Here is a 24,188-nt window from a genome sequence, read left to right on the forward strand (position 1 = left end):
CTGGAATTTAGTTATATTCATATTGTAATCGAAAATAATTACCATGATACAATTAGATGATACGGATAGAATATTAATAAATGAACTTCAAAAAGACAGTAAACAATCCATAAAACAGCTAGCAAAGAAGGTAAACTTATCCATTACGCCAGTTCATGAGCGTTTAAAAAAGATAGAAGCAAGTGGAATAATCCAAAAGTATGTGGCCATAGTAAATCCGGAATTGGTAAACAAGAACCTAATTGTTTACTGCCAGGTTACTTTGAGAAAACACCAAGAATCTGATTTCAAAACATTTGAAAAATATATAGAAACTTTAGATGATATACTTGAGGTATCATACATTGCTGGAAACTACGATTTACTTCTTAAGATTCTTTTAAAGGATATGAAGGAGTATGAAGAGTTTATATTGAGAAAGATGTCTCAATTGGATATTATTTCAAACGTACAAAGCTCGTTTGTTATTCGACAAATAAAAAACGAAACAAAAATAATCGTTTAGAAAGTAGTGAAAATAAAAATAGACCAATCTTAACTCAAATTGTTATTTTGATCAAAAAAAAGTAACTTTATAAAGCTATTAATCAACACCTTAAAAAAAATGAAACTCAAAATCAGCATTATAGCTTTTCTCTTTATTTCAATATTTTCTTATGGCCAAAGAGGGGTAACTTTATTTAGTGACTGTGATTATAGAGGAAAAAGAGCAACTTTAAATGAAGGTCACCATAATCTTCATGATTTAGGAGTTGGAAATGATAATTTATCATCAATAGAGATACCTAGAGGGTACTCTATTACTCTTTTTTCTGATGAAGATTATAGAGGAAGTAAAAAAACGTATTATGATGATGTTGATTGCTTGAATGGATCTGGATGGAATGACAGAGCATCCAGTGTTATAGTTAATAGAGAATCTAGTCATCATGGATATAGAGATCATGATAATAGGCACGAAGATCGTGACAGAGACAACTATTATAGCGGAAATAATCATCACTCAGATAATGCTGTAACCTTATATAGTGACTGCGATTACAAAGGAAGCCGTTCTACATTGCGAATCGGTGACCACAATATTCATGATTTGGGCATTAAAAACGACGATCTTTCATCGCTTAGAGTTCCTCGAGGCTATTCAATTACGCTCTACTCTGACGAGAATTTTAGAGGAAGTAGTAAAACATTTTATAATAGTGTGGACTGCTTATCTCGTTCGGGATGGAATGATAGAACTTCTAGTGTGAGGGTTAATAGGGACAGAAGGTAAGAAGCAAATTTTACTATTTTTCATCATTTTCAAGTTCTGATAACTGTCCATAATAAGTTATTTGTGAACGTTGAACACTTCTAATGTATACTGTAGCCCACCCCTCATGGCTTACTTGTAGACGAAAGTTTATTGTGTCACTTTCATTAATTGCTCTAAAGCTTATTGTAATAATTTGCTTTTCGTCATTATAACTTACATTGTAATCATGAACTTCTTGATTGAATTCTATAGCTCCATTATTTCTATAGCTCCCCCCCACATATCGTTCTCCATAAAAAGGTAAAAAGGCATCAACATTTTTTTCATTCACTCTAATATGGTTAGGATTATTAACCATATCTATCAGGCCACCACTCATAGGGGTCGCATTAATAGCCTCAAACATATAGGTGCCAGATTGAATTAACGCTTTTGTGTTTGTGTACTCTTTGGTAGCTTCTGCTTTTTTTTGAGCTTTTTTATCTACCTTGTTCTGCCCATAAGACACCATTACTGTGAAACAAAATAAAACGGTGTAAATAATTGTCTTCATAGCTTTTAAATTTATACATAAAGTTACCAATTATTCAGCAAAAAAACACTTAATTACCACATATCGCTCTAATAGATAGCGAACCATAATGAAAAACGAAAAAATAGTTTTAGATTATCGACTCTCCATTTAAATTTGTTGTTAGCACGCTACTCATATAATCAAAATAAGGGCGGATGGTTTTAAAAGCACCATCAATCTTTGATAGAAAATCTGTACTTAAAACTTCCTTATCTGTAAACGATTTTGTGAATATATGCTGTTTTTTCTTGATTAGATCTATTGCTTTATGGTCGCGGCTAAACCCTTTTGGAGCTGTTTTAACTTCATCTCCTTGAAGGTTACCCCAAACAGATTTAAAAGATGAATTATCCATTATTCCCCGTACTTCATCATCATCCATTTCAAACTCTTTACGTATACGTAATAAATCATCTTTGTTAGGTTCCCAAAACCCAGTTGCAATAAACGATTCGTTATTAGGAGCTATATGTAGATAATACCCTCCTCTAAGTTCAGGTTTTACACGATGGAAAGATCCTCCAAAATGTGTCTTGTATGGCTGTTTATCCTTAGAGAAACGTACATCCCTGTATATTCGGAACAACTTAAGCTTATCAACGTCATCATGCTGTCTTAATCCCTGTAAAACATCGTTATAAACACCTTTAATATCCTTGTGGACTTTTTCGTATTCAGATTTATTATCGTTGAACCAGTCACGGTTATTATTTTCTTTAAGCTTTGCTAAAAAACCTAGGACATTCGGAGAAATTGTACTCATTAGATTGAATTGATTAAAAGGTTCAACAAGTTAGTGTTTATATACACAACTACAAAGTCAGTACACTATTCAAACTTTAGTTTGTTGAGCATTAATCCTGAGGCTGGAGCTATATACTCCATATGCTCATGAACATCAGGTTTTAACGTATGTTCTATAAAATCTAGTGAAATTTCTCCTTTACCTAACTTAATCAAGGCTCCCATCATCAAACGAATCTGGTTCCGCATAAACCCTTTTCCCCGTATTGTCATCATATAAGATTCCTCTGGAAAGAAATTCGCTTTGATAAGCCTATTTTCGGTAATCTCGCACAATTCGATCTCTCTGATATATTCACCGTTATCTGTAGCTTTATAGCAATAGGATTTAAAATGATGTGTTCCCTCGAAGAGCTTAGCTCCCTGTTTCATAATTTCAATATCAAGAGGATCGAGAATGGTAGTCATCATAGGAGCACAAAAAGGATGACACTTTTGACCATGTGTAAAAATGTAAACGTATTCTTTTAGCTTGGAACTATTAATGATATTAAACTCGGCATCTACCTCACGAATGCCCAGTGCCCTTATATCCTGTGGTAGATTATAATTAAACCATTCCAAAAAGGAATTTATATCCTCTATAGGTTCGTAAACAAAAAGCTCGAATGCTGCTTCATGGGCCGAAACCATAGCGTCTGTCCGGCCGGCGCTTAATGACTTAAATTGTTTTCCCTCTAGAACATAATTCAAGGTTTTATCAATCATTAAATGCAGAGTTTTAAGATTAGGCTGCTTTTGCCAACCATGAAACCTATACCCTAAATACTGAATGTTTATTAAGTAGTAGTAACGCTTTTTAACCACAGAAATTGAAATTAGCTTTTCAGCGGCGAAAAATAAACTTTTTTGAAGGGTATGGCAAATTTTTCATACATTGTGCATCACTAACTAACCAATCACTCCTTAATGACAATACAATCTATTAACAAACCTCCTGTTTGGTACTGGATAGTGAGCGTTTTAGCGCTTATCTGGAACCTATTGGGAGTTCACGGCTACATTCAGCAAGCATACAACACGCCAGAATTCAGAGCCATGTACAACGAAGAGCAATTAGTAATAATAGACAATACACCTGCATGGGCTATGGGAGCTTTTGCAGTAGCCGTATTCACAGCGGTTCTTGGCTGCATTTGTTTGTTACTGAGAAAGAAATGGGCCAAACCGTTATTTCTAATTTCATTAATTGCCGTAATTGTTCAAATGAGCAATAACCTTTTTGTTACCAAAAATTATTTTGAGGTTTTTGACTCCTCCTTTGTATTAAGCATGGTGGTTATGATTCCCATAATTGCTTTATTACTGATATGGCTATCTAATAAAGCCATTGCCAAGCAATGGATTAATTAATTAACTAAACAACTAACTAACCAAAAACGAAAAAGACATCAGGTATTTTACTGATGTCTTTTTTATTTACTGAATAATGTTAGTTTTGTTTTACCAACAAAAACTGAATCTACCTCATGACGCTTTCTACCTTAGATTGGATAATCATTATATTTTTCCTAATCCTATTTGCCGGTATCGGTATTTACGTTTCCAAAAGGGCTGGAAAAGATAGTAACGAATTCTTTTTGTCCGGGCGTAATATGCCATGGTGGTTACTTGGTGTTAGTATGGTGGCAACAACTTTTGCAGCAGATACTCCCAACCTTGTTGCTGGTATTGTAAGACAAGATGGGGTATTTGGAAACTGGATTTGGTGGAGTTTCCTGCTAACGGGAATGCTAACGGTGTTCTTTTATGCCAAATTGTGGCGGAAAAGTGGTATTACGACCGATCTAGAGTTTTATGAGCTCCGCTATAGTGGAAAATCTGCAGCGTTTTTAAGAGGTTTTAGGGCCATTTACCTTGGTGTATTCTTTAACATAGTTATTATGGCCAATGTATGTTTGGCAGCTATTAAAATTGGACACGTTATGTTTGGCTTTACAACCTTTCAAACGCTTTTTATTGCTTCAATAGTTACTGTAATCTATTCTGCTTTTGGTGGACTTAAAGGGGTGTTATTAACAGACTTTGTACAATTCATTATTGCTATGGTGGGTAGTGTTTGGGCTGCTGTTTTTATTGTAAATATGCCAGAAATAGGTGGATTGGATAACTTATTTTCTTCCCCTATAGTATCATCAAAAACAATGATGCTGCCTGATTTCAGTAACTCAGATATGTTGATTCCTTTATTGATTATTCCTTTAGCTGTTCAATGGTGGAGCGTGTGGTACCCCGGTGCAGAACCAGGTGGCGGTGGTTATATTGCACAACGAATGCTAGCTGCAAAAGATGAAAAACATGCTACTTATGCCACATTATTTTTCAATGTAGCACATTATGCAATACGACCTTGGCCATGGATTCTTATTGGATTGGCATCATTAGTGATTTTTCCAAACATAGAGAGTTTACAGGCGGCTTTTCCTGACCTTGAAGCCATTTATGTAAAAGACGACCTCTCCTACCCTGCAATGCTTACCTATCTGCCAGCAGGATTATTGGGAATTGTTATTACTTCGTTAATTGCTGCCTTTATGAGTACCATTTCCACACACTTAAACTGGGGAAGTTCGTATGTTGTAAACGATGTATATAAACGTTTCGTAAAGCCTAATGCTACTGATAAAGAACAGGTTTTATTGGGAAGAATATCAACAGTAGTAATGATGATTTTAGCCGCTCTACTGGCTACTATTTTAGAAGAAGCGCGAGATGCCTTTAACTTAATGCTTCAAGTAGGAGCTGGTACTGGACTATTGTTTATCCTACGTTGGTTTTGGCACCGTATTAATCCATATAGTGAAATTACAGCTATGATTGTATCTTTTATTATAGCCATTTTCTTTTTCATTAATGGAAAAATGGAAAGTCCAATAGTTGAAATGGTTGGTCACCAACAACTGATTTTTGGTGTAGTGGTAACCACCATCTGTTGGATTATAGTTAGCCTAATTACCAAACCAAGTAACGACGACACTTTACAATCGTTTAATGCTTTAATTTTTGGAGAAGATTCTAAATTCAAAGGATTTGGAAATAAGATTATGTGCTTTTTTAGTGGTGTAATAGGTGTTTATTGTGCCTTATTCGCCATTGGAAAGTTTATTTACAAAGATTTTGGCATAGCATTTCTTCTTCTTGGTATTATGGCTATTTGTAGTTTAGTGATTATTAAGCTTATCCGAAAAATTTAGAACATCTCATGAATCGTTCGTGCCAGTTATCAGAAATAGTAAAAGTGTTTTTTAAACTGGGCTGTATTGCCTTTGGTGGACCTGCTGCGCACATTGCCATGATGGAAGATGAAATTGTGAGCAAACGCAAATGGATGGATCACCAGCACTTTTTGGATCTAATGGGAATAACCAATTTAATTCCCGGGCCTAATTCTACCGAAATGACTATGCACTGTGGGCATGAACGCGGTGGAAAACTAGGACTGATTCTAGCAGGTGTGTGTTTTATTTTTCCTGCTGTTATTATCACTGGACTTCTTGCATGGCTCTACAAAGAATATGGTCAGCTACCAGAAGTTTCTCCTTTTATAAAAGGAATAAAACCTGCTGTTTTGGCTATTATATTGGGAGCCATAATCAAACTCGGAAAGAAAGCGATAAAAAACATTGAACTAGGTATTCTAGGCGCATTGGTTATAATCATTTGCTTTTTGGGCGTTAATGAAATCTTGGCGCTCGTAATTTGTGGTATAATAGGAGCTACTTATTTTTACTTGAAGAATAAAACTAAAGGGAACCTCAATTCCATAGTCCCACTGGTTGGCATGCTCTTTACTAAAAGTAGTGTGACCCAAATAGCTTCCTCAAAAATATTTCTAAGTTTTCTTAAGGTTGGAGCTGTATTGTATGGTAGTGGATATGTTTTGTTTGCCTATTTAGATGCCGAACTGGTTTCCAAAGGCTTATTGACCCGTCAGGAGTTGATAGATGCTATTGCCGTTGGTCAATTTACTCCTGGTCCGGTATTATCGACAGCTACTTTTATTGGTTACCAATTAAATGGACTTTGGGGTGCTGTTGCTGCAACTCTGGGTATTTTTATACCCTCTTTCCTTTTTGTAATGCTATTAAATCCTTTAATACCCAAAATGAGGCAATCAAAATTATTAGGATATTTTCTAGATTCGGTAAATATTGCAGCAGTTGCGGTGATGATTGTTGTTTTGTTTAACATGGGGAAAGACACCTTAGTGAATTGGCAAAGTATGGCTATAGCCACTTTTGGAATGATAGCCTTTTTTGGTCTTAAAAAAGCAAATAGTATGTCAATTGTTTTAGGTGGTGGTTTACTCGGTTATTTATTACAATTGACATGAGTGATGCTGACCAAAAATATAAATCCCTTCAATTACAATATCAAGGTTACCTTAACACTCCTATTCTTTGGCATAACTCAGAGTTATATGACATAAGACAATTACAACTATCAAAACAAGCTTCCCACTCTTTTGCAGGTGTAATGCCAAAGGGATTAAGATTAGGCAAGCGCGTTGAACACTTTGTTTTTCATGAATTAAGCCAATATAAAGAATTTGATATCTTGGCTGAAAACATTCAGATACAAGATGGTAAAATAACGGCTGGCGAAATGGACTGTCTGCTTCTAAAAAACGGAAAACCAATTCACCTTGAAATAGTATTTAAATATTACTTATATGCACCCTCTGTAGGAGATACAAGCTTAGAACATTGGATAGGCCCAAATAGAAGGGATAGTCTTGTTGAAAAGTTAGAGAAACTGAAGGATAAGCAATTTCCTTTGCTCTATAAAGACACAACCCTGCCTTATTTACAAAAGTTTCACTTAAATCCAGATAACATTACACAACAGGTTTCATTCAAAGCTCAGTTATTTGTTCCCTATGAAGATTACGGAAAGCAATTCGAACTGGTCAACAACGATTGTATATATGGCTTTTATATTTATCGGAAGGATTTAGAGCAGTTTTCGAAATCAAAATTCTACATTCCAATAAAAGAAGATTGGCTACAAGAACCACAAATTCAAATTGATTGGATGAGCTATACTGTTTTCAAGGAAAAACTAGATACATTTTTAGAAACAAAAAACGCTCCGCTGTGCTGGTTAAAACAGCCCAACGGAACGCTTTTAAAATTCTTTGTTGTTTGGTGGTAATCCTATTGGTTACCTAGAATGATAGGCATTCCGGAATCTCCAGAACCGATAACTATTACTTTACTATTTTGAGATTCAGATAGTTTTACAGTAGCCTCAATTCCTTTATCCTGAAGGATTTTATCTGTAAGCGATGCACTTAAAATTTTGTTTGCATCCGCCTTACCTTGAGCTTCAATACGCTGTCTTTGGGCTTCCTTTTGGGCTTTTTCCAAACGAAACTCATATTCCAAAGACTCCTGTTCTTGTCTAAGCTTGCGCTCAATTGCCTCTTTAATTGTAGATGGAAGGGTTACGTCACGTACCAAAACTTCATCCAAAACAATATATTGATTGTCCAATATTTTTTTGGTTTCATCGAATATCTCCTTTTGGATGGCATCACGCTTACTTGAGTACAATTGTTCTGGCGTGTAACGACCAACTACACTTCGAGCAGCAGATCTGATTGTTGGAAGAATAATTCGGTCTAAATAACCTTCTCCAATTTCCTGGTGGAGTTTACCCAACTCATTGTATTGAGGTTTATACCAAGCCGAAGCATCTAATTGGATATCCAAACCATTAGATGATAATACCTTCATTTTTTCAAAAATCTCTTGACGACGTACCTCATAGATGTGAACCTTGTTCCAAGGCGCTACAACATGAAACCCCTCTCCTAATGGCGGCTTATCGGTAACTACACCACCTCCAAAAGTTTTATACAAAACGCCAGCTTCCCCTGATCCAATTGTAACGGCCGATTTTGCTATGATGATGATTATCGCTATTGCTATTATTGCTACTGGTAAAGCGATTTTAGGCAATTTGTCCATAATTAATGTTTGTTTCGTTTAGTTTAAATTTATATTAGTCCGTTATATTTTCTTAAAAACCATTCAAATGCCAAACTCAAGGCAATAATCGCTAATAAGTACTTAAAATCTATTAAAGGCACTATTTTGCTTTGCTTTTTCTGAACTGCTACATATCTATCATCATTAAGCAAGTCATCGAAAAGGCTGTTGTAATCAGCAATGAAATAGCTTGAACCTTTACTATTTGTAGCGAGGTTCTGCAATTTCGTTACATCTGCATTCAAAAATTGTTGTTCGACATTGAACTCCAGGATTGTAAACTGTCCCGATTTTGAGATGTTACTTTTCATTGCACTAACCGTAAAGGTATAATCACCAGCAGGAAGCGTACTTAAATCCACTTGATAGTTGTTATGCCTTAAAATAAACGGAAAGGTTCTCTCTGCTTTAGTTTCTTTATTCTGAACCGTGATTTCTATTGGCTCTCTTATATCGAATTCATAGTTTTTATTAAAATACTGAGCCTTTACAACAACATTGTCACTACCATCGTAAAACGATTGATAATCGATATTTAAACGGCTTTTTCTTGTGTCTGAAGAAAGGTATTGTACCAACTTCCCCATAAAATCATCAAACTCTTCAAACGAGTTTGTATTCAAATAACTTTGGGCTCGCCATCTCCAAATACCTTCACCTAGCAAAATAGCTTCTCGCCTTCTACTGATTTCCATTGTTGCAAGTAATGGCTCTTCGGTAGTAATGCGACCTACTTTTTTATACAATAGACTTTGGTGGGGAACATTAAAGGTTACTTCTCCAAAATCAGACTGTATTGGTGGGAAGGATTCAAAGCCCAAGTCATCAACTATAAAAGTTGTGTAATTAGAATTTAAAATCGCTTGATAATCTTCATTTTGTCTTGTTTGAATATGGCTGTAAGCTCCAGAAACACTATTTATAAAGTTCCAGTCCGTTTTAGTACCTGTAACTACAAAACGATTCAAATTTTCGGAATCCAATAAGGAGACTACCTCTGTAAAACTTCGATTTGGCTGGTATAATACAACCATTTGAAAATCTCGGAACCGATCAACAAACTCTTTTGGAGAAACAAAACTCACGCTTCGTTGTTCATTGGTTTCAATGCTCTTTTTAATTGCACCCAAATCAGGGTGAACCATAGTAGTAACAATTGCAACTTCCGTTTTTTGGTCAATTACTTCTACAGCAAAATTCTTGACATTGTTAACAGTATTCTTTTCAGTATTTACCGAAACAACTACCGCCTTATAAGTCCTTACTCCTACCTGATTAGCAGGAAGAGTAAAATTGATAATCTGTGAATTGGTTTCTTTAGAGAGCGTAATTGGCTTTGAATACACTACCGATTGTCCTAAAGTAACCTCGAACTTTGTATTAACGGTTTCATTGCCGCTATAAACAACTATAGCTTCTACAGGAAACTTATTTTTTAAATAAGCATATTTGTTCACATTAAGCTGATCGATCTTTAAATCGGTATAGGTAACGGTATCGCCTAAAATTACAGGATAGACAGGTTGTTTATAGTCTAGATATGAAAACTGATAATCATTACCAAGGGTCTGGTTTCCGTCACTTAACAATATCGTTGGAGACGAGTTATTGTTATAAATTTGCCCCAATTGAGTAAACGCTTTACTAATATTACTCTGTTTATCAGTAAAATTTAAACTATCGTAATCTTCTAATTCGTTTCCAAAAGCATGCCATCGGATATTAAACTTTTCTTCTAAATCCTTATTGGTTTTTAAAGCTTCAACAAGAGATTCTACATTTGCGGATTGCCCTAAATATTCCACTGAATTGGAGTTATCTATAGTTACAACCAGATTTGGTTTTTCGGTAATGAAAGTATTCTGTTCAAGTTTAGGATTAATAATGAGCAGGGTAACAGTGAACAAAGACACAAAACGTAAAAATGCAAAAAGCAAGTCTTTATTAGACCTGCTTTTTGTTTTATATCTATATTGATAATACGCTAAGGTTAGCGCAATCAAAAATGCTATTACAATATAAATTACTGTGGTTGTCTGCATGTATTAGGTTAACATTCCGCCATCTACATTAATGGTTTGCCCAGTAATGTAAGCCGACATATCGCTAGCTAAAAATACACAAACATTTGCAATATCTTCAGGAGTTCCTCCACGTTTTAACGGAATAGCATCTCTCCATCCTTTTACTGTATCTTCATCTAACTTTGCAGTCATTTCAGTTTCAATGAAACCTGGAGCAATCACGTTGCTACGGATGTTTCTAGAACCTAATTCCAAAGCTACAGACTTAGAGAAACCAATAATACCAGCTTTAGAAGCCGCATAGTTAGTTTGCCCAGCGTTACCTTTTACTCCAACAACAGAACTCATGTTAATGATAGATCCTTTGCGTTGCTTAAGCATTGTACGTTGTACAGCCTTAGTCATGTTAAATACAGACTTAAGGTTTACTTCAATTACTTTATCGAAATCCTCTTCACTGATACGCATTAAAAGATTGTCCTTTGTAATTCCTGCGTTATTGATAAGAATGTCAATGCTTCCAAATTCCTTTACCACATCGTCTGCCAATTCCTGAGCTTGAGTAAAATCGGCTGCATTACTTTGATATCCTTTGGCTTTAACTCCAAGGGCGATTAATTCTGCCTCTAATTCCTTTGCTGCTTCTACAGAAGAACTGTATGTAAAAGCTACATTAGCTCCTTGTTGAGCAAATACTTGGGCAATACCTTTCCCGATACCACGGCTAGCACCTGTTATGATAGCTGTTTTTCCTTCTAGTAATTTCATGTGTTATTTTATTGTTTTTCAACATTTAGATGATCCGTCAGATAAGTTTCTTTTGATAAAAGCGAAATTAAACTGATCGATTCTGTTGAACATCTTGATTAGTTAAGTGTCAAATATAATAATTACAGTTGTCACTGAATGAAAAAACCTTACAAATTTACCAATTGAGAATCGGTAAAATCTGTAAGGTTCTCTTATGAATTAAGTTTGTTGTCTTATCCTATAACTTCGGCAACTTTTTTACCGATTTCAGCAGGAGAATCTACTACGTGAATTCCACATTCTCTCATAATAGCTTTTTTAGCTTGAGCAGTATCATCACTTCCTCCAACAATAGCTCCAGCGTGTCCCATTGTACGTCCAGCAGGAGCTGTTTCACCAGCGATAAAACCTACTACAGGCTTTTTGCTTCCGCTTTCTTTGTACCACTTAGCAGCATCTGCTTCCAATTGACCACCAATTTCTCCAATCATTACCACACATTCAGTTTCTGGATCGTTGATCAATAACTCAACAGCTTCTTTAGTAGTTGTACCGATGATAGGGTCACCACCAATTCCAATAGCAGTGGTAATACCTAAACCTTGTTTTACAACTTGGTCTGCGGCTTCGTAAGTTAAAGTACCAGATTTAGAAACGATTCCTACTTTTCCTTTCTTGAAAACAAAACCTGGCATAATACCAACTTTAGCTTCTTCTGGAGTGATTACACCTGGACAGTTAGGACCAATCAAACGACAGTCTTTACCTTTAATGTAATCAGCAGCTTTAATCATATCTGCAACTGGAATACCTTCTGTAATAGTAATAATTACTTTAATTCCAGCATCTGCAGCTTCCATAATAGCATCTGCAGCAAAAGCAGGCGGCACGAAGATGATAGTAGTATCTGCACCAACTTGGTCTACAGCATCTTTTACAGTATTGAATACAGGCTTGTCTAAGTGAGTTTGTCCTCCTTTTCCTGGAGTTACACCACCTACAACGTTTGTTCCATATTCAATCATTTGACCAGCGTGGAAAGTACCTTCGCTACCAGTAAACCCTTGTACAATTATTTTTGAATCTTTATTTACTAAAACGCTCATGTGTGTTGATTTTTTTTGAAAACTTCACAAAAGTAAAGTTTTAACAAGTATATAAAAACATTTTTTAGACTTTTATTTCAGAAAAAGAAAGGATGCTAGACATGCTTTCATCGGCCAATTGGCTAATCTCATGACCTTGATAGAGCTTACCATCCTTAAGTTCCCAAATTGTAATAAAATGAGCTATAGGTTTCTCATCTTCTCTATCTTCAATAAGATTGGCATAAAGTGTATATCTTGTAGTTACAAAGTTACCATCTTGTAGTAAATGACTAATTTGAAATCTAACCCCTTCATATCCTCTACTTATGCTTGAAAAAAACGATTTGATATCTTTTTTTTCCATAATCTTGAATCCTGTGCTACTGCTCCAATGTAATTTACAGTCATCGTGAAGGAAATCTGATATTTCTTCAATACACTTTGAGAAGTCTGTTTGGTAGAATTGCTTTACAATGTCTTTGGGTGCCATCTATTTTTCTTTTAAACGTTCAACAATACTAGGTATTTGTCGGATATAAGCATACTCTTTTAACATTTCCTTAAACTCCTTGGCTGGCGATCCGAAATAAGATTTCCCCCCTTCTAAGGTTTTGCTTATTCCTGATTGGGCAAACAACTCTGCTCCTTTTCCTATTGTCAAACCGCTTTTAATTCCTACTTGTCCCCAAATCGTTACGCCATCTTCTATCACTACACACCCTGCTATACCAACTTGCGAAGCAATAAGGCATTTTTTCCCGATTAAGGTATCGTGGCCAATCTGAATTTGGTTATCGAGCTTAGAGCCCTCTCCTATAGTAGTATCGCCTGTAACGCCACGGTCTATAGTACAACCTGCTCCAATATCAACATTATCCTCAATAATAACACGACCTCCCGAAAGTAATCTGTCATACCCTTCTGGACGTTTCTTGTAGTAGAAAGCATTAGCTCCAAGAACACAACCTGAATGAATGGTTACATTGTCACCAATGATGATATCATCGTAAATAGTAACATTGGGATGAATCACACAGTTTTCGCCAATAATCACATTGTTTCCAATAAAACAATTAGGCTGAATTACCGTGTTCTCCCCTATTTTAGCTGAATCAGATACAGATGCATTTGCAGCTACAAATGGTTTAAACTTAGCTGTAAGCTTATTAAAATCCCTGAATGGATCATCACTAATCAATAAAGCTTTCCCTTCTGGACAATCAACTTCTTTATTGATAAGAACAATTGTTGCTGCTGAGTTTAAAGCTTTATCGTAATATTTTGGATGGTCCACAAATACGATATCTCCAGGTTCTACCACATGAATTTCGTTCATGCCCAAGACCTCAAAATTAGGATCGCCAACAAAAGTACAGCCAATTAAATCGGCTATTTGCTGTAACGAATGGGGTTTAGGAAACTTCACTTTATTATTCCTTAATACGTTCCTTGTACGAACCTTTTTCTGTCTCTACTTTAATCTTGTCTCCTTCATTGATAAACAAAGGGACCATTACAGTAGCACCAGTTTCAACAGTAGCTGGTTTTGTTGCATTTGTAGCAGTATTACCCTTTACTCCTGGCTCAGTATGTGTAACTTCTAAAATTACACTAGCAGGCATCTCTACAGATAATGGCATATTGTCCTCTGTATTGATTAATACAGTAACAACTTCACCTTCCTTCAAAAGATCCGGAGCATCCAATACTGCTTTTTGAAGTTCAATTTGTGAGTAATCATCCGTATTCATAAAGTGAAATGTTTGACCTTCGTTATATAAATACTGGAATTTATGGGTTTCTACACGTACTTCTTCGATTTTATGACCTGCAGAAAAAGTATTATCAATAACCTTTCCTGTTGTAACGCTTTTAAGCTTTGTTCTCACGAAAGCTGGACCTTTTCCTGGTTTTACGTGTAAAAATTCAACAATTTTAAAAATGTCGTGATTGTAACGAATACACAATCCGTTTCTAATATCTGAAGTACTTGCCATAATATTTAGTTTGATTTAAAGTATCCTTTCATGATTCCTCGTTGAGAATCTCGGATAAATTGTAAAATTTCGTCTCGTTCTGAAGTAGCCTCCATTTCAGCTTCGATAATTTCTGCTGCTTGGGAGTTGTTATAGCTCTTTTGATATAGGATTCTGTATATATCCTGAATTTCACGGATTTTATCTGTTGAGAAACCTCGTCTTCTTAATCCAACTGAATTAATTCCAACATACGATAAAGGCTCTCGCGCAGCCTTAACAAAAGGAGGCACATCTTTACGAACCAAAGACCCTCCTGTAACAAAAGCATGGTTGCCAATAGATACAAATTGATGTACTGCAGCCATACCTGCTAACACAACATAATCCCCTACGTTTATATGTCCTGCCAAAGTACTGTTGTTTGAAAAAATACAGTTATTACCAACAATACAGTCATGAGCAATGTGGCAATATGCCATGATTAAACAGTTATCACCCACAACAGTTTTCATTCTGTCTGTAGTCCCTCTGTTGATGGTAACACATTCTCTTATGGTTACATTATCTCCAATCTCTACAGTGGTATCTTCATCATTGTATTTTAAATCCTGAGGAACGGCCGATATAACAGCTCCTGGGAAGATATTACAATTTTTACCAATTCTGGCTCCTTCCATAATGGTAACATTGCTTCCTATCCAAGATCCTTCTCCGATTACAACATTATTATGGATGGTAGCAAAAGGTTCTATTACAACGTTCTTAGCTATTTTTGCTCCTGGATGAACGTATGCTAAAGGTTGATTCATCTTACTTTACTTTAGAAATTTGGGCCATTAATTCTGCCTCTGCACATAATTTACCATTGGCATATGCATAACCTTGCATATGGCAAATACCACGACGAATTGGCGCTATAAGGTCACATTTAAATATAAGCGTGTCTCCTGGGACTACCTTTTGTTTGAACTTCACTTTATCTATTTTCATAAAGTAAGTTAGATAGTTTTCTGGATCAGGAACCGTACTTAACACTAATATCCCTCCTGTTTGAGCCATAGCCTCAACAATTAGAACACCTGGCATTACAGGTGCACCAGGGAAGTGTCCTGCGAAAAACGGCTCGTTCATTGTTACGTTTTTGATACCAAGAACATGAGAATCACTTATTTCAAAAACCTTATCCAATAACAAGAACGGCTGTCTGTGCGGTAACATAGCCATAATTTGATTCACATCCATTAAAGGCTCTTGATTCAAATCTACACTTGGTACATTATTACGACGCTCATTCTTAATTATTTTACAAAGCTTTTTAGCAAATTGGGTGTTCACAAAGTGACCTGGTTTATTTGCTATTACCTTACCTCTAATTCGGGTTCTAACTAATGCTAAATCACCTATAACATCTAGTAACTTGTGTCTTGCAGCTTCGTTTGGATGATGAAGAGTAAGGTTATCTAAAATTCCATTTGGCTTAACAGCAATAGCATCTTTGTTAAAGGCTACCTTAAGTTTTTCAATTGTATCTTGGGAAATCTCTTTATCTACGTAAACAATGGCATTGTTTAGGTCTCCTCCTTTTATTAAACCATGTTCCAATAACATTTCAATTTCATGAAGAAAGCTGAATGTACGTGAATCTGAAATCTCGTCCTTGAAGTCTGAAACGTGTTTTAAAGTGGCATTTTGCGTACCTAATACTTTGGTTCCAAAATCTACCATAGTAGTAACCTGATATTCATCTGAAGGCATTACAAGAATTTCGCTTCCAGAATCTTCATCGGCATATGAAATCACATCTGTAACGACATATTCTTCCCTAAACGCGTCTTGTTCAATTATGCCTACCGATTCCAAGGCTTCCACAAAAAATTTAGAAGAACCATCCATTATTGGAGGCTCTGAAGCATCTAATTCAATAATAACGTTATCAATATCCAAACCTACCAAGGCAGCTAATACGTGCTCTGAAGTTTGAATAGATACTCCGTTTTTCTCCAGACAGGTTCCTCTTTGTGTATTTGTTACATACACTGCGTCAGCTTCAATAATAGGAGCTCCCTCCAAATCAACACGTTTAAAAGCAAAACCTGTATTTTCTGGTGCAGGAGTAAATGTTAAGTTAACATCTTTTCCAGTGTGTAAACCAACACCTTTAAGCGATACAGCCTCTTTAATAGTTCGCTGTTTGACTTCAGTATTAACTATTGCCATCTATTTTTTTTTCTATTTCGATTATATTTTTCACAATTTTCGGCAAGTTCTTAAAGTAAACGTAAGACTTATTATAGTCGCCATAAGACAATGCAGGAGATCCTTGTAGCACTTCATTATCTTTAATATTACGTCCTATTCCAGACTGTGCCTGTATTTTTACGTTATTACCAATAGTAATATGCCCAACAATACCTACTTGCCCTCCAATTTGGCAGTTTTCTCCAATCTTAGTAGAACCTGCAACCCCTGTTTGAGCAGCAATAACAGTATTTTTACCTATTTCTACGTTATGGGCTATTTGAATTTGATTGTCGAGTTTTACCCCTCGTCGTATAATTGTAGAGCCCAAGGTTGCTCGATCAATTGTTGTTCCTGCTCCTACATCTACATTATCCTCAAGAATAACATTTCCTGTCTGTGGTACTTTAGAATATTCTCCATGCTCATTAGGAACAAATCCAAAACCATCAGCACCAATAATAGCACCAGAATTAATAACACAAGATTCACCAATCACACAATCAGAATATACCTTGGCACCAGCAAAAAGCACAGAATTATCACCAATACTTACATTGTCACCTAAATATACATTTGGGAAAATCTTCACATTATTCCCTATCATTACATTTTCACCTATATAACTAAAGGCTCCAACGTAAATTTGTTCACCATACTGAGCTGTTTCAGAAATAAAAGATGGCTGTTCAATTCCTTGCTTATTAAGCTTTACCAAATTGTAATATTCCAGCAATTTGGAAAATGATTTATAAGCATCTTCAACCTTAATAAGAGTTGTATTAAGAGTATTTTCAGGCTCAAAACTTTTATTAACGATTGTAATCGATGCTTTAGTAGAGTAAATAAATGGCTGGTACTTTGGATTTGCCAAAAAAGTAAGTGATCCTTCTGTACCCTCCTCAATTTTTGAAAGTTTAGATACTTCTACTTCAGGATTCCCAACGATATCGCCTTCAAGAATCCCAGCTATTTGTTGTGCTGTAAATTTCATTCTTGCAAAAATAGGAAAAATGAATTAAACTTTATCCTTAGGATAACATATATAATATTTAGTAACGGGTTTAGAAAGTGCCTTGATATTTAACTGATCGGAAGCTTTAACAATATCCTCTATCTTACCCGATTTGTTCAAAATATTAATATTTTGCTTCTTTTGCTCATAAGCTTGGTTGGATATTTCCCCAGTGAAAACAAAATAGGAAGCCTCATCTTCAGTAATATTAAACTCACAAACTAATTCCTCCATATGCTTATTGAATGTACTATCTTTTATTTTTTTCTTCTTAATTCTGATTTTCAACAGATCACGATTAACAATCATTTGACACAAATTACTCAACACAAAGTCATCATGGTATTGCCACTCTTTCATTGCGGAAATGATATCGTAATCATCCAAATGAGAAAATGTATTTAGTACATTTTCGTCAAAATTTTCATTGTTTATTTTATTCTTTAAGAAAAAACCTAAAGCTTTGCTCGTCGTTAAAACTTCGCCTGATTGAGTTAAAGCTTTTGCCCTCATCAACACTCTTATAAGTAACTGCTCTGCCACTACGCCTGTTTTGTGCAAATACACCTGCCAGTACATAAAGCGACGAGCTACCAAAAATTTCTCTACAGAATAAACACCTTTCTCTTCAACTACCAATTCATCATCTACAACATTAAGCATAGTGATTAATCGTTCACTATTTATGTTTCCTTCTGCAACACCTGTATAAAAGCTATCCCTTTTTAGGTAATCGGAACGATCCATATCCAACTGACTTGATATTAACTGACATAGAAACCTTCTTTGATGCTCTCCTTTAAAAATTCGGATTGCAAGTGTTAATTTCCCGTTAAACTCTTTATTTAGCTGTTCCATAAACAATAAAGAGATTTGTTCGTGAGAGACACTCTCAACAATACTATGCTCCATAGCATGTGAAAAAGGGCCATGACCTATATCATGCAACAAAATAGCAACATAAAGCGCTGTTTCCTCTTCACCTGAAATAGCTACACCTTTAAACCTCAATACATTAACAGATTTCTGCATTAAATGCATACACCCTATAGCATGATGGAATCTTGTATGATGCGCACCAGGATAAACCAAATACGACATACCCATTTGGGTTATGCGTCTTAATCGTTGAAAATACCGGTGCTCAATTAAATCAAAAATGAAAGGATTGGGAATAGTAATAAATCCGTAAATTGGGTCGTTTAATATTTTTAGCTTGTTCAAGGCGGAAATCTATATTAATTTATCACAAATATACATATATGAACAACATCAATATATTATGGGTAGACGATGAAATTGACTTATTGAAACCCCATATCCTTTTTTTAGAAAAGAAAAACTACAATGTTACTACCTGCCACAGTGGCACTGAGGCACTCGAAGCCTTAGAAACATCGAATTTTGACATTGTATTCCTTGATGAGAACATGCCAGGTTTAACAGGTTTGGAAACCTTGAATGAAATAAAGGAAAAACGAGATGCATTACCTGTAGTTATGATTACTAAAAGTGAAGAAGAGTACATTATGGAAGAAGCTATAGGAAACAAAATAGCCGATTATCTCATAAAGCCTGTTAATCCAAACCAAATATTACTAAGCTTAAAAAAAAATCTTGACCACTCAAGATTAGTTTCCGAAAAGACTACTTCCAACTACCAACAGGAGTTTAGAAAAATTGCTATGGATTTGGCTATGGTAAACTCTTTTGAAGAATGGGTTAATTTATATCAAAAGCTAATTTATTGGGAAATACAGCTAGAAGACATAGAAGATGTAGGAATGATTGAAATACTGGAATCTCAAAAAACGGAAGCAAATACTCAATTTGGAAAGTTTATTGATAAAACTTACGCCAAATGGTTTGAATCCAATACCCCTACCCCAACCATGTCCCATACACTCTTTAGAGACCTAGTATTACCAGAAATAAGCGAAGATCAACCTACACTTTTTGTTGTTATAGATAACTTGCGATACGATCAATGGAAAGCTTTCGAACCTATTGTAAACAACTACTATAAAAAAGAAAAAGAAATAGCCTACTCTAGCATTTTACCTACTGCAACTCAATACGCGCGAAATGCAATATTCTCTGGGTTGATGCCTTCAGATATGGAAAAGTTACATCCAAACCTATGGAAGAACGATCCTGATGAAGGCGGTAAAAACCTTTATGAAGCTGAATTTCTTAATGCCCAACTAAAACGTTTAGGCAGAACGGACCTAAAATGTGAATATCATAAAATATCCAACTTAAAATCTGGAAAGAAATTAGTTGACAACATTAAAAAATTAAAAGAAAACAATCTCTCAGTTGTGGTTTATAATTTTGTTGATATGCTTTCACATTCCAAAACAGAAATGGAGGTTGTTAAAGAACTGGCTTCTAATGATAAAGCATATAGGTCCCTAACCGTTAGTTGGTTTAAAAACTCACCTCTATTGGAGCTAATTCAAAAAGCTCAACAATTAGGTTTCAAACTTATCATTACGACCGACCACGGCACCATAAATGTAAAAAACCCTTCTAAAGTTATAGGAGACAGAGATACAAGCTTGAATTTAAGGTATAAAACAGGGAGAAGTCTTACTTATGACAATAAGGATGTTTTAGAGGCTAAATCCCCTGAAAAGCTCCATTTACCGTCATTAACAATGAGTAGCTCGTTTATATTTGCCAAAGGAGACCTGTTTTTTGCATACCCCAACAATTACAACCATTATGTAAGTTATTACAGGAATACTTATCAACACGGTGGGGTTTCTTTGGAGGAAATGATCATACCATTTGCGGTATTTAACCCTAAATAAACCGCTATCTGAAATTAACAAAAAAACCATTGGGATTATAAGATTAATGCTTATAATTGCAATTGGTTCCTGTCACAATTAACTAATGAAATACACTCTCAAAGAGATTGATAAGGCTGTAAAATACATATTGGATAATGCTAAATCCAAGACATTGCTTTTTTATGGAGATATGGGAGTCGGAAAAACAACTCTCATTAAAGCTTTAGTAAAAGCCTTAGGTAGTAATGACGAAGTAACCAGCCCTACTTTTTCAATAGTAAATGAATATATTGGTAAAAGAGGCGCTATTTTCCATTTTGATTTTTACAGGATTGAAGATGAAGAGGAGGCCTACAACTTTGGAATAGAAGATTATTTAAGTTCAGATGGATGGCTTTTAATGGAATGGCCCAAAAAAATAGAAAATTTACTTCCGTTAGGTGCAGATGAAATTACTATTAGTTTGGATAATGACGGAAATAGACTTTTGGAATTCAATACTAAAATAATAGACAATAATCAATAACAATATTAAGCTGTACAAACGATCTTTTTCATCGAATTAAAACTAGAGTTACGGTAAAAACCGTAACTAAAACTGGAAAAACCCATTGTTTTAACATTTTTTTAACATTTTACAGTGTTTTTCAGTTTTCTCTTTAGTTACTTTTGGGATGTATTAATTAATTAAATCCCTTAAAATCATGAAAACTAAAAAGTATTTAATCGCATTTGCGATATTCGGAGGAATGTTGTTTACAGCTCAAGCTACAAATATTATCGACTTAGATGGACAACAAACCACACAAATCGAAAAATCTAAGATTAAAGTACCAACACATGGATAAAAAGAGTTTAGTTATTGGTAGCATTATTGCTACTTCAATAGCTTTAACTCCTTATTTATTCTACTTATATGAAAGTGTCCCTGACCAACAGGTTTGGGACACTTTTTTATTTACTTATGAGAGTAATTTTTATGGAAGCGCACTTACTGTAGCTTGGACATTAATGAATAAGATAGTTCCGTTATTCCTAATATTCATTTGGTTCTTTACTTGTAGGCATTGGTGGTATCATGTTCTAATAATCCCTATATCTATGTTTTGCTTCCAAATTTTCACTGTATTAAATGATGATGTAAAATACATAGACAGTAACCAAATCCTTTATCTAATACCAATAATGGCGGTAATAATACCAACCATTTATTTGATACGGGCTCAAATATTCAACACTGTGAACGATATAGACAAGTCATTACAGGAACTTGAAGATGAATTCAAAATAAAGCCTAAAGGTATATTTGGCAAACTCAAAGAATACTTTTAATAAAAAGTACGTTATTTATATTTAAATCCAGGCAATTGCCTGGATTTTTTTTTGAATTGCATTGATGCGTTGAACTCTTAATACATCATAAAAGCAGCTAAGCCAACTATAGTAGCAGCTAATGGTAATACTATCATTAAAAACAAAAATGTGGCTACTCCGCTTTTTATAAAACATACTATATAGCCTTGACCATAAAACTTTTTAATTGCAAAAAATAAATATGCGAAAACGGAAAGAATAATAATCCATTCTAACCAACCAGGGATATCCCAAACAAAATTTACAAGGAGTAAAACACTAAAAACTGTAAATAAGAAGGCAAAGTAATAGAAACTAAAAACTAAATGATACGCAAACCTTCCTTTTCTGTAAAACAATAACTTTAGAATTAAGGCAAAAATTGGCAACAATACAAAAAGTGCTATAGGAATACTATCATAAAACGCTTGTAAAATAGCTCCACCGCTTCTCTGCTTATAGAACTTCAGCATTTGGGAAAACAGTTTTCTCTGAAAAGCCCCCGCTCCCTCCGTCATTCCCATAGCTTTGAATATTTCTTTTTCATCAGCATTTATAGCTATCAGTGAATCTACCTTAGATTGATCAAAACCAAAATCAATATTATCTTTTTGAACTGTATCGCCATGAACCCCCAATGAATCCAAATCACTCAAATCTAACCCTATAAGCTCATTATCCTTTTGATTGACAGTGAACCTAACATTTCCTTTATTATCCAAACTATCCATATTAATACTTCCGTGAATGGAATCGAAAACCGTAGTTCGTTTAAGAACTTCATCGACCGCCATTCGCTGATCTCGAACTTTAAAGGAAAACAAAAAGAAAAACACCACCGATACAAACAAATAAAACTGGGCTGGATGTAAATAGAGCATTCGTTTACCCTGAACAAACTGTTTTGCAACATAACCTGGTTTGGTCATTAACGGAATAAAACTCTTAAAGAAACGAGCGTCTATAGAAAAGTAATTATGAATCGTATTATAAAACAACACCCCTAAGGTGAGATCTTCTTTATTTTTTTGTCCGCAGTTAGGACAAAATTTATATGAAGAATCAATTAAATTTTCACAGTTTTTACAGTTAATCTTTTGGTTATTCATTCTGCTAAGGTTAGTGCTTTATAAAAATATAAAAAAACAGCACTGAAAACAATCTCTAAAATAACACTGAAAATCAAAGGGTTAATTTTATGGCATGCTAGTTGATTATCCATAAACATGTTCAACCCCTAAAACAAGAAATTATGAAAAAGATAATATTATTTTACTTATGCACAATAATTATAACTTCGTCATTAGTAGCTGCTAATTTGGATGATAGCAAAAACAATACTTTTTCAAATAGCATTAGGGGGTACGGCAACTCATTCATCTTTATAGAACAAGGTGTTGAATTTGCCATATTTCCAGACGGGCAATTTGATTTTTACATGCAGAGTTATGGACCTCAAGTGAGTGTTAATGTAAACACTTCCAACTCTTATTTCAGTTTCAACACAGGTTATGATTATGGTGCATACATTCAGTACGATGAATTTGGTGCTGTTATTCAGGTAGAGCATATTCCAATATATTACGATTATTATGGTAGAGTTAGAAGAATTGGTAATGTATTCATCAATTACAATTCGTTTGGTTACATATCACAAATAGGCGGCCTTTACGTCCATTATACTCCTAAAAGAATATTTAGCCACTGTTCTGGCTATATAAACAGTTATAATCCCTATTATGTTTATAGATCATGGCATGCTCATTATAAAATTCCTTCGCCTAACTACTGCGTTGTATATACTCAACCATATAGACGTTATTACACACCTGTTAGATATAGATATAATGGTCCTTACCACAATAACTACCGTAGAGAAACTGCAGTAGCCAATAGACGAGGTAATAGAGTGACAAGAAACAGAAGCTATGCTTCGGCCCCAAACCATAGTAGAGAGACTACGAGAAGTAGCAATATTAGTTCTAGAAACAATTCCAGCAGACAACAAACGACAACAAACACTCGAAACGTTAATAATACTAGAACAGTAAACAAAAATAGATCAACAAGAAATAACAGTAATGATATAAGAAATTCAAATTCTCACAAAAAAAGTAAAGTTTACAAAAAACCAAATGACAGAAATTCCCGTACATATGTTAAAAGAAATACTTCTCATTCTGGTAGTTCCATAGCATCTAATACATCTAGACGTAATAATAAAACAACTGTAATTAGGGCAACAAAAAACAATGGAAAATCCAGAGAATAAAGTTTTTTGGTTGGTTAGTTGGAAAGCCCTGTGTCTTTATGTATT

26 protein-coding genes are annotated in these 24,188 nt (G+C 34.8%); 11 read left to right on the forward strand and 15 right to left on the reverse strand.

Features of this window, described 5'->3' with window-relative positions:
* The first annotated feature begins 43 nt into the window (after positions 1-43).
* Complete coding sequence (locus PWU04_RS07790) at positions 44-505, forward strand: Lrp/AsnC family transcriptional regulator (RefSeq protein ID WP_274475439.1); 462 nt, start codon at positions 44-46, stop codon at positions 503-505.
* Positions 506-604: 99 nt separating this feature from the next.
* Positions 605-1,273, forward strand: coding sequence for a peptidase inhibitor family I36 protein (locus PWU04_RS07795; protein ID WP_274475441.1), 669 nt, complete (start codon positions 605-607; stop codon positions 1,271-1,273).
* A gap of 13 nt (positions 1,274-1,286) precedes the next feature.
* Here the strand turns inward: PWU04_RS07795 and PWU04_RS07800 are convergent, their stop codons facing one another.
* The 3 genes from PWU04_RS07800 to truA all read right to left on the reverse strand — a co-directional run bounded on the left by PWU04_RS07800 (position 1,287) and on the right by truA (position 3,440).
* Positions 1,287-1,808, reverse strand: a complete 522-nt coding sequence (locus PWU04_RS07800) for a DUF4251 domain-containing protein (protein WP_274475442.1) — start codon at positions 1,806-1,808, stop codon at positions 1,287-1,289.
* A gap of 109 nt (positions 1,809-1,917) precedes the next feature.
* On the reverse strand, positions 1,918-2,592 hold the full coding sequence (locus PWU04_RS07805; protein ID WP_274475444.1) for a DUF2461 domain-containing protein: 675 nt from the start codon (positions 2,590-2,592) through the stop codon (positions 1,918-1,920).
* A 65-nt stretch (positions 2,593-2,657) separates the two neighbouring features.
* Positions 2,658-3,440 (reverse strand): tRNA pseudouridine(38-40) synthase TruA, encoded by a 783-nt coding sequence (gene truA / locus PWU04_RS07810; RefSeq protein ID WP_274475445.1) that lies wholly within the window; start codon positions 3,438-3,440, stop codon positions 2,658-2,660.
* Between the two features lie 102 nt (positions 3,441-3,542).
* Here truA and PWU04_RS07815 point away from each other — a divergent pair, with 102 nt between their 5' ends.
* From PWU04_RS07815 to PWU04_RS07830, 4 genes are all read left to right on the forward strand, one after another.
* Positions 3,543-3,986, forward strand: coding sequence for a hypothetical protein (locus PWU04_RS07815; protein ID WP_274475446.1), 444 nt, complete (start codon positions 3,543-3,545; stop codon positions 3,984-3,986).
* A gap of 116 nt (positions 3,987-4,102) precedes the next feature.
* A complete protein-coding gene (locus tag PWU04_RS07820; RefSeq protein WP_274475447.1) occupies positions 4,103-5,827 on the forward strand; it encodes a sodium:solute symporter family protein in 1,725 nt (574 codons plus the stop codon).
* A gap of 8 nt (positions 5,828-5,835) precedes the next feature.
* Entirely contained in the window at positions 5,836-6,966 is a 1,131-nt protein-coding gene (gene chrA / locus PWU04_RS07825; protein WP_274475448.1) for a chromate efflux transporter, read from the forward strand.
* Complete coding sequence (locus PWU04_RS07830; protein WP_274475449.1) at positions 6,963-7,787, forward strand: DUF1853 family protein; 825 nt, start codon at positions 6,963-6,965, stop codon at positions 7,785-7,787. The genes chrA and PWU04_RS07830 overlap by 4 nt, the downstream gene beginning before the upstream one ends.
* A gap of 2 nt (positions 7,788-7,789) precedes the next feature.
* On the opposite strand, the gene PWU04_RS07835 is transcribed toward PWU04_RS07830, so the two are convergent.
* The 11 genes from PWU04_RS07835 to PWU04_RS07885 all read right to left on the reverse strand — a co-directional run bounded on the left by PWU04_RS07835 (position 7,790) and on the right by PWU04_RS07885 (position 18,953).
* On the reverse strand, positions 7,790-8,605 hold the full coding sequence (locus PWU04_RS07835) for a prohibitin family protein (RefSeq protein ID WP_274475451.1): 816 nt from the start codon (positions 8,603-8,605) through the stop codon (positions 7,790-7,792).
* Between the two features lie 29 nt (positions 8,606-8,634).
* Entirely contained in the window at positions 8,635-10,668 is a 2,034-nt protein-coding gene (locus tag PWU04_RS07840) for a VWA domain-containing protein (protein ID WP_274475453.1), read from the reverse strand.
* A 3-nt stretch (positions 10,669-10,671) separates the two neighbouring features.
* The gene (gene fabG, locus PWU04_RS07845; protein ID WP_274475455.1) at positions 10,672-11,418 is read right to left on the reverse strand and encodes a 3-oxoacyl-[acyl-carrier-protein] reductase; all 747 of its coding nucleotides are present in this window, start codon (positions 11,416-11,418) and stop codon (positions 10,672-10,674) included.
* A gap of 215 nt (positions 11,419-11,633) precedes the next feature.
* The gene (sucD, locus tag PWU04_RS07850; RefSeq protein ID WP_274475456.1) at positions 11,634-12,506 is read right to left on the reverse strand and encodes a succinate--CoA ligase subunit alpha; all 873 of its coding nucleotides are present in this window, start codon (positions 12,504-12,506) and stop codon (positions 11,634-11,636) included.
* 64 nt (positions 12,507-12,570) lie between these two features.
* On the reverse strand, positions 12,571-12,978 hold the full coding sequence (locus tag PWU04_RS07855) for a nuclear transport factor 2 family protein (protein WP_274475457.1): 408 nt from the start codon (positions 12,976-12,978) through the stop codon (positions 12,571-12,573).
* Positions 12,979-13,914, reverse strand: a complete 936-nt coding sequence (locus PWU04_RS07860) for a UDP-3-O-(3-hydroxymyristoyl)glucosamine N-acyltransferase (protein WP_274475459.1) — start codon at positions 13,912-13,914, stop codon at positions 12,979-12,981.
* Positions 13,915-13,918: 4 nt separating this feature from the next.
* Entirely contained in the window at positions 13,919-14,485 is a 567-nt protein-coding gene (efp, locus tag PWU04_RS07865; protein WP_274475460.1) for an elongation factor P, read from the reverse strand.
* Positions 14,486-14,490: 5 nt separating this feature from the next.
* Positions 14,491-15,276: an acyl-ACP--UDP-N-acetylglucosamine O-acyltransferase gene (gene lpxA / locus PWU04_RS07870; protein ID WP_274475461.1), complete on the reverse strand. Its 786-nt coding sequence runs from the start codon at positions 15,274-15,276 to the stop codon at positions 14,491-14,493.
* A gap of 1 nt (position 15,277) precedes the next feature.
* Positions 15,278-16,684: a bifunctional UDP-3-O-[3-hydroxymyristoyl] N-acetylglucosamine deacetylase/3-hydroxyacyl-ACP dehydratase gene (locus tag PWU04_RS07875; RefSeq protein ID WP_274475463.1), complete on the reverse strand. Its 1,407-nt coding sequence runs from the start codon at positions 16,682-16,684 to the stop codon at positions 15,278-15,280.
* Positions 16,671-17,699 carry a UDP-3-O-(3-hydroxymyristoyl)glucosamine N-acyltransferase gene (lpxD, locus tag PWU04_RS07880; RefSeq protein WP_274475465.1) on the reverse strand — a complete coding sequence of 343 codons (1,029 nt, stop codon included), beginning with the start codon at positions 17,697-17,699 and terminating at the stop codon, positions 16,671-16,673. The genes PWU04_RS07875 and lpxD overlap by 14 nt, the downstream gene beginning before the upstream one ends.
* A 24-nt stretch (positions 17,700-17,723) precedes the next feature.
* A complete protein-coding gene (locus PWU04_RS07885; RefSeq protein WP_274475653.1) occupies positions 17,724-18,953 on the reverse strand; it encodes an HD domain-containing protein in 1,230 nt (409 codons plus the stop codon).
* Between the two features lie 29 nt (positions 18,954-18,982).
* On the opposite strand from PWU04_RS07885, the gene porX reads away from it, so the two are divergent.
* The 4 genes from porX to PWU04_RS07905 all read left to right on the forward strand — a co-directional run bounded on the left by porX (position 18,983) and on the right by PWU04_RS07905 (position 21,850).
* Positions 18,983-20,536, forward strand: coding sequence for a T9SS response regulator signal transducer PorX (porX, locus tag PWU04_RS07890; RefSeq protein WP_274475466.1), 1,554 nt, complete (start codon positions 18,983-18,985; stop codon positions 20,534-20,536).
* A gap of 85 nt (positions 20,537-20,621) precedes the next feature.
* Positions 20,622-21,044 carry a tRNA (adenosine(37)-N6)-threonylcarbamoyltransferase complex ATPase subunit type 1 TsaE gene (gene tsaE, locus PWU04_RS07895; RefSeq protein WP_274475467.1) on the forward strand — a complete coding sequence of 141 codons (423 nt, stop codon included), beginning with the start codon at positions 20,622-20,624 and terminating at the stop codon, positions 21,042-21,044.
* 178 nt (positions 21,045-21,222) lie between these two features.
* Entirely contained in the window at positions 21,223-21,366 is a 144-nt protein-coding gene (locus tag PWU04_RS07900) for a hypothetical protein (protein WP_274475468.1), read from the forward strand.
* On the forward strand, positions 21,359-21,850 hold the full coding sequence (locus PWU04_RS07905) for a hypothetical protein (RefSeq protein ID WP_274475470.1): 492 nt from the start codon (positions 21,359-21,361) through the stop codon (positions 21,848-21,850). The genes PWU04_RS07900 and PWU04_RS07905 overlap by 8 nt, the downstream gene beginning before the upstream one ends.
* 77 nt (positions 21,851-21,927) lie before the next feature.
* Here PWU04_RS07905 and PWU04_RS07910 read toward each other — a convergent pair whose 3' ends face one another.
* Positions 21,928-22,980: a DUF3667 domain-containing protein gene (locus PWU04_RS07910; protein ID WP_274475471.1), complete on the reverse strand. Its 1,053-nt coding sequence runs from the start codon at positions 22,978-22,980 to the stop codon at positions 21,928-21,930.
* A gap of 143 nt (positions 22,981-23,123) precedes the next feature.
* Between PWU04_RS07910 and PWU04_RS07915 the strand changes: the two genes are divergently transcribed.
* Complete coding sequence (locus tag PWU04_RS07915) at positions 23,124-24,143, forward strand: hypothetical protein (protein WP_274475472.1); 1,020 nt, start codon at positions 23,124-23,126, stop codon at positions 24,141-24,143.
* Positions 24,144-24,188 lie beyond the last annotated feature (45 nt).

This window comes from Mangrovimonas aestuarii (assembly GCF_028767185.1).
Lineage (GTDB): Bacteria > Bacteroidota > Bacteroidia > Flavobacteriales > Flavobacteriaceae > Mangrovimonas_B > Mangrovimonas_B aestuarii.

What these genes read in the sequence shown, in the direction of transcription:
- PWU04_RS07790 (WP_274475439.1), top strand. Translation starts at nt 44, where the DNA reads ATGATACAATTAGATGATACGGATAGAATATTAATAAATGAACTTCAA.
- PWU04_RS07795 (WP_274475441.1), top strand. Translation starts at nt 605, where the DNA reads ATGAAACTCAAAATCAGCATTATAGCTTTTCTCTTTATTTCAATATTT.
- PWU04_RS07800 (WP_274475442.1), bottom strand. Translation starts at nt 1,808, where the DNA reads ATGAAGACAATTATTTACACCGTTTTATTTTGTTTCACAGTAATGGTG.
- PWU04_RS07805 (WP_274475444.1), bottom strand. Translation starts at nt 2,592, where the DNA reads ATGAGTACAATTTCTCCGAATGTCCTAGGTTTTTTAGCAAAGCTTAAA.
- PWU04_RS07815 (WP_274475446.1), top strand. Translation starts at nt 3,543, where the DNA reads ATGACAATACAATCTATTAACAAACCTCCTGTTTGGTACTGGATAGTG.
- PWU04_RS07820 (WP_274475447.1), top strand. Translation starts at nt 4,103, where the DNA reads ATGACGCTTTCTACCTTAGATTGGATAATCATTATATTTTTCCTAATC.
- chrA (WP_274475448.1), top strand. Translation starts at nt 5,836, where the DNA reads ATGAATCGTTCGTGCCAGTTATCAGAAATAGTAAAAGTGTTTTTTAAA.
- PWU04_RS07830 (WP_274475449.1), top strand. Translation starts at nt 6,963, where the DNA reads ATGAGTGATGCTGACCAAAAATATAAATCCCTTCAATTACAATATCAA.
- PWU04_RS07835 (WP_274475451.1), bottom strand. Translation starts at nt 8,605, where the DNA reads ATGGACAAATTGCCTAAAATCGCTTTACCAGTAGCAATAATAGCAATA.
- PWU04_RS07840 (WP_274475453.1), bottom strand. Translation starts at nt 10,668, where the DNA reads ATGCAGACAACCACAGTAATTTATATTGTAATAGCATTTTTGATTGCG.
- fabG (WP_274475455.1), bottom strand. Translation starts at nt 11,418, where the DNA reads ATGAAATTACTAGAAGGAAAAACAGCTATCATAACAGGTGCTAGCCGT.
- sucD (WP_274475456.1), bottom strand. Translation starts at nt 12,506, where the DNA reads ATGAGCGTTTTAGTAAATAAAGATTCAAAAATAATTGTACAAGGGTTT.
- PWU04_RS07855 (WP_274475457.1), bottom strand. Translation starts at nt 12,978, where the DNA reads ATGGCACCCAAAGACATTGTAAAGCAATTCTACCAAACAGACTTCTCA.
- efp (WP_274475460.1), bottom strand. Translation starts at nt 14,485, where the DNA reads ATGGCAAGTACTTCAGATATTAGAAACGGATTGTGTATTCGTTACAAT.
- lpxA (WP_274475461.1), bottom strand. Translation starts at nt 15,276, where the DNA reads ATGAATCAACCTTTAGCATACGTTCATCCAGGAGCAAAAATAGCTAAG.
- PWU04_RS07875 (WP_274475463.1), bottom strand. Translation starts at nt 16,684, where the DNA reads ATGGCAATAGTTAATACTGAAGTCAAACAGCGAACTATTAAAGAGGCT.
- lpxD (WP_274475465.1), bottom strand. Translation starts at nt 17,699, where the DNA reads ATGAAATTTACAGCACAACAAATAGCTGGGATTCTTGAAGGCGATATC.
- porX (WP_274475466.1), top strand. Translation starts at nt 18,983, where the DNA reads ATGAACAACATCAATATATTATGGGTAGACGATGAAATTGACTTATTG.
- tsaE (WP_274475467.1), top strand. Translation starts at nt 20,622, where the DNA reads ATGAAATACACTCTCAAAGAGATTGATAAGGCTGTAAAATACATATTG.
- PWU04_RS07900 (WP_274475468.1), top strand. Translation starts at nt 21,223, where the DNA reads ATGAAAACTAAAAAGTATTTAATCGCATTTGCGATATTCGGAGGAATG.
- PWU04_RS07905 (WP_274475470.1), top strand. Translation starts at nt 21,359, where the DNA reads ATGGATAAAAAGAGTTTAGTTATTGGTAGCATTATTGCTACTTCAATA.
- PWU04_RS07910 (WP_274475471.1), bottom strand. Translation starts at nt 22,980, where the DNA reads ATGAATAACCAAAAGATTAACTGTAAAAACTGTGAAAATTTAATTGAT.
- PWU04_RS07915 (WP_274475472.1), top strand. Translation starts at nt 23,124, where the DNA reads ATGAAAAAGATAATATTATTTTACTTATGCACAATAATTATAACTTCG.